Source organism: bacterium, from assembly GCA_035281585.1.
GTDB lineage: Bacteria > UBA10199 > UBA10199 > DSSB01 > DSSB01 > DATEDP01.
Genome location: DATEDP010000067.1, coordinates 1 through 4636 on the forward strand (window position 1 = coordinate 1; position 4636 = coordinate 4636).

The window sequence follows — 4636 nt, forward strand, 5'->3', positions numbered from 1 at the left end:
GGAAGCGCTCGCCGAAGAGCCGCTGGCTCAGACGGCCGGCCATGTTGAACTGGAGCAAGAGCGCCAAGCTGTCGATCGCGGTGGTGGCTCCGTCCAGCGTCGGCCGAAGCCCGGCCCACTCCTCCATCCGGTGGCCGGCCAGGATGCCCCCCAACATGGCGGTCTGGCGGAAGACCGGAGCGAGGATCGCGCCGCTGCCGCCCGGACCCAAGCGGCGGGTGAGGGCTGAGGCCCCGGCGCCGGCGAGCTTCAGGCCCCCGAGGGCGAAAAAGCTGGAGGCGATCTCCCGCCCGAGCTGATCGGCCGACCATTCCTGGGATCGCCCGAGACCGAAATGGCCGGCTCGGACCAATAAGGGAAAGCTGGTGGCTTCGGCCGAGAAGGCCAGCGAGGAAGCCAGGGCTCGGCCGCCGAAACCCCGGCTCAGCAGGCCGGCCGGGCAGGAGCTTAAACGAGCCAAGGCCGTGAAACGGGAAAGCCGGTAGATGGCGCCGGCTCCGCCCATCGCGAAGAGCGCGGTTGGCTCGCTCACCTCGCGGAAGAAACGGCCGGCCAAAACTTCGGCGCGGGCGCCGAGATGACCGGTTCCTTGCAGGGCTTGGAGCCGGGACCGGGCCCGCTCGGCCACCGAAGCTTCGGTGGCGCCGGCGGCAACGATTTGCAGAACCGCCTGGCTCTCGGAGCTGGCGCCCCGCCGCTCGAGCCGGCCGGCGTAGCTGAGCAAGGCCTCGTAGAAAAGTTCGGGGTCCCGTTCCACGGAAAGGGAGCGCAATTCCGCCGAGCCTTGGGAAAGCGGGCCGAGCCGCGACAAGACCTCGGCCGGCGCAAAGGCGCCGGCCGGCCCGGAGACCGCAGGGCCTCGGCCGAGATTAGGCAGGAGATTGGCCATAGCTATAGGTACGACTTCTCGCCGCGCCAGGTCAAAAGTTGCTTTGCGATTCGGTGTCGGGGGGTGTGGGCCGCAAGGCCTCGGGAAGCCGGGCCAAATTGGGCCGGCTGCGCAATTGGGCCACCGGAATCGCCAGGCCGGTGATTTCCCGGTAATGCCGGTCCAATGGCACTTCGCCGTAAGCGCCCGAAACCGTGGGCTCGAAGTGCGAATAAACGGTGTCCCAATGTCCCAGCTCGACTTGGGCGCTTTCTCTCTCGAAAAACCGGTGCTGCTCCAAGGTTTCCCAGAGCCGGGGATTCTTGATGTGGAGGATGTCGACCGCCGCGCCCCGGACGGCAGCCTGGGTGTAGAGCCAATCGATCACGATGCTGCCCGCGCCCGGTGGCATCGCGCCCCGCGCGATATTGGCCAGGCTCAGGCGATGGGGTTCGACATAGAAATCCAATTGTCCGGAATTGGCCGGCTCGCCTTCCCAAAGCTGCAGCGAAATCCGCGGAGTTCCGGTGGCCATGAAGCGATCGAAGGCGCTGGTGAGGCAGCTTTCGAAGACCTTGGCCCGGATCTCCCGCCCTTCGCGGCGGGCAATCACCCCTTCGTAGCCGGGTGTAAAAAATCGACGCAGCGGCTCGATGTGCAATTCATAGGAGTGGCGGCCGTCAGCGCCTCCCTGGCGAGGAATCTCGGCCGAGCGTAGCTCCGGCGGAAGCAAGGTCGGCCGGGGAAAGGCCCATAGGTTAAAATAGCCGCCTCGATGTCTCGAAATGAAATCGGCATCGCCGAAGCGGCCGAGCGGGATGCTCTGGCGCCGATGGCGCCGGCCCCATTGATGGGCCTCGAGGATCGCCGACCGCTCGTCGATCAGGCCCCGGCTCTTGATAATAGCGAAATCCTCGACATTGGTGACCGCGGCAAAGAGGGCCTGCCGCCCGGTGAGCGCGGCTTGGGTGGCCATCCAGTCCATCACGATGCCGGCGACTCCCGGCTTCATGTCCTCGGCCCGAAGGCTGAAGTGCATCAAGCCGTCCTCGGTGGCGTAGAGATGCCACTCGCCCCGAGTGGGGCCTTCGGAAATTTCGAAAATGTAGCCCTTGAGGCCGGCCGGCAAAAAGTCATTGCCCCGCCGGGTAGTGGTTCGGTGAATCAGGCGCAGGCGAATCTCGGCATCGTCGCGGATCGCGATGACCCGGCTGGAGCCGGAGCGAAGGTAAGTGTCGAAATCTTGCAAGACGAGCCGATACTGAAGGGCCTGACCCCCGCGAGGCACTTCCACGCTGAAAAAGGGCTTTCGGGCCCCGCTTTCCGGCGAAGCGGTTTCGGGTGAGCCGCGCGTCGGTTCGGGCCGGCCGGTGTCGGTCGGCCCCTCGGAACCCCGGCCCGGCTTGTTGCTGGACATCTGAACGACCATCGGCAGCAAAGGCTCGGCGGCTAGAAACCTTGGATTGGCGGTAGTGCCGGCCCAGGCCGCTTGCGGCGAGAGGTTTTCGAGGAGACCGTTGCCCCGTCCCGGTCGCGGCAGCTCCAAAGCCCTGGTCCGGCTTTCCAGCTCCCGCTCCCAGGCTTGAAAGCGCGGGCCCAGCACGCTTTGACTCAAGCGGCCGGCCATGTTGAATTGGAGCCAGGTCACCAAGGCATCGGCGGCCGCGGCCTCGGTCGAAGCGGCCGGACGCCAGCCCAGACGGCGTTCCAGCCCCTGGGAAATCAAAATTCCTCCGAGCATTCCCGATTGTTGGAAAAGCGCGGTGGCGGCCGGACCGCGGTAGCCACCCAAGCCTTGCAAGGCACCGGCGCCGCGCGCGCCCAGCTTCATCGCGCCGAGCACTAGATAACTGGAGGCGAAGTCCCGAGTCAGGGCCGGAACGCTCCAATCCTGGGAATGACCGAGCCCGGCTCGACCCAGGCGGTGGGCCAGGGTGAAAGTCGGAGCCTCGAGGGCGAAGCCGGCGGCCGAAGCCAGGCCCCTCGCAGCCCAGCCGCGAGTGAAAAATCCGGGGGCGCCCGAAGCGAGGCGGGCCAGGGTCGCCGCTCGGGCCAGGCGAAAAACCGCCGAAGCCGCACCCATCCCGGCGATCATCGAGGGATCGAAGAGCTCGGAGCCGGCGTGGCGCAGTAAATACTCGGTCCGGGCGCCGCCGCTGCCGCCACCGTTGAGCACCGCCAACCTCTCACGGGCCCGGGCCAAGACCGAGGAGTCAACCGCTTGATGGCCTTCGAGCATGGCGTTGTAAATGGCGCCGGCGACGGCTTCTTGGTTGAGCCGCTCCTGGCGGCCGGCAAAGTGAAGCAAGCCCTCTTGATAGAGCTCGGCATCGGTCTCGCGGACGAGGTTGCGCCATTCGCGCTGCGAAACGGAATCGAGCGAGCGGAGCCAAGCGGGCTCAGGCCCGCGCAATGGAAAATCGTTACCCGGCATAAAACCTTGAAAACCTTGGGTTCTCAGGAAATCTTCGGCCCATGGCGCCGAAAGTTGCCCTCTCCCCTCGGGAGAGGGGGCGTGGCATGAAGTCAATGCTGCTTATGCAGCACCCCCTCTCCCGGCCTCGGTCTTCGACCGAGTCCACCCTCCCCCGCGAGGGGGGAGGATTGTATGGAGGGGAGAAGATTAGTCTCGGAAATTCTTGAACTGGAGGGGAAGCTCGAACTCGGCCTGCTTGAGCAAGGCGATGGCTTCTTGGAGGTCGTCCTTTTTTTTGCCGGTCACCCGAACCTGGTTATCTTGGATTTGGGCTTGGACCTTGAGCTTGCTGTCCTTGAGAAGTGCGACCAGCTTCTTGCCCTTTTCGGTCTCGATGCCTTCCAGAACCTTGATATCGCACTTCACCAGCTGGCCGCCGGCCGGCTCGACCTTGCCGACCGAGAGCGACTTGATGTCGATGCCGCGCTTGAAAGCCTTGGACTGCAGGATTTCGATCACCGCCTTCATCTTGGATTCATTGTCGCTGACCGCGTGGATCTGGCTCTGGGCCTTTTGAAACTCCACCGTCGTCTTGGTGCCCTTGAAATCGTAGCGCTGGGCAATCTCTTTCACCGCCTGGTTCACCGCGTTGTCGACTTCCTGTTGGTTCACTTCGCTGACCACGTCGAAGGATGGCATCGTTCGTCTCCCTTTATTTTTTCGAGTATTTAAAGAGGTCGTCGCTCAAGCCCTGATTGAGCGTCACGTTCTCCAAGGTGTAGTGGCTCAAATTTCCGGTGTCGGTGGAAAGAAAGACTTCGCGGGCGACGTTGCCGCCGTCGAAACCCATCACCAGCCAAGCCAGGCCCGATTGCTTGTTGAGCGGGGTCAGCTCCATCCAGCTCAGGTCCTGGCGCTTGCGCTTAAGGCTTTTCCATTTCTTGGAGTCGACCGTCTCGACCGCAAAATCGCGCTGGAGCCGGCCCAAGCCGCCGAGGAAGCTCAGGGCCTCGGCCGGCATGTCGGTTTCGCCGACGTCCATCTTCTGAACCTGGGCATCGCCGCTTTCGAAAATCCAGAGGGTCTTGCCGTCGCTCAAGTAATTGCGGCCGCCCTCGCCCTCATAGCGGATCGCCATCTTGCCCGGCTTCTTGAAGCGGGCCGAGCCTTTCTTTCGGACTTCTTTCTCCAAAACCGCGACGTAGGTCCTTTGATCGAAGTCCATCGAGAGATCTTGAGCGCCTTCGTAAAGGCTCTGAACCCGGTCGGCCAGCGCCGACACCGAGGCTTCGCCGGAGGCTTGGACCGTCAGCGGAAGCAGGAGAAGTAAAAGGCGGAGGAAATGTTTTGCC

4 protein-coding genes are annotated in these 4636 nt (G+C 64.0%); all 4 read right to left on the reverse strand.

Features of this window, described 5'->3' with window-relative positions; all coding sequences use genetic code 11:
• Positions 1-889 (reverse strand): hypothetical protein (locus VJR29_05060; GenBank protein HKY62771.1); only part of this gene is annotated, 889 nt, incomplete at its 3' end.
• Between the two features lie 31 nt (positions 890-920).
• Positions 921-3281, reverse strand: coding sequence for a hypothetical protein (locus VJR29_05065; GenBank protein HKY62772.1), 2361 nt, complete (start codon positions 3279-3281; stop codon positions 921-923).
• A 210-nt stretch (positions 3282-3491) separates the two neighbouring features.
• Positions 3492-3983, reverse strand: coding sequence for a YajQ family cyclic di-GMP-binding protein (locus VJR29_05070; GenBank protein HKY62773.1), 492 nt, complete (start codon positions 3981-3983; stop codon positions 3492-3494).
• A gap of 13 nt (positions 3984-3996) precedes the next feature.
• Positions 3997-4636: outer membrane lipoprotein carrier protein LolA (locus VJR29_05075; protein HKY62774.1), on the reverse strand; the 640-nt coding region annotated here is incomplete at its 5' end.

Bases quoted from the DNA above. Each gene is read 5' to 3' on its own strand.
- VJR29_05070 (HKY62773.1), bottom strand. From the start codon at position 3,983: ATGCCATCCTTCGACGTGGTCAGCGAAGTGAACCAACAGGAAGTCGAC.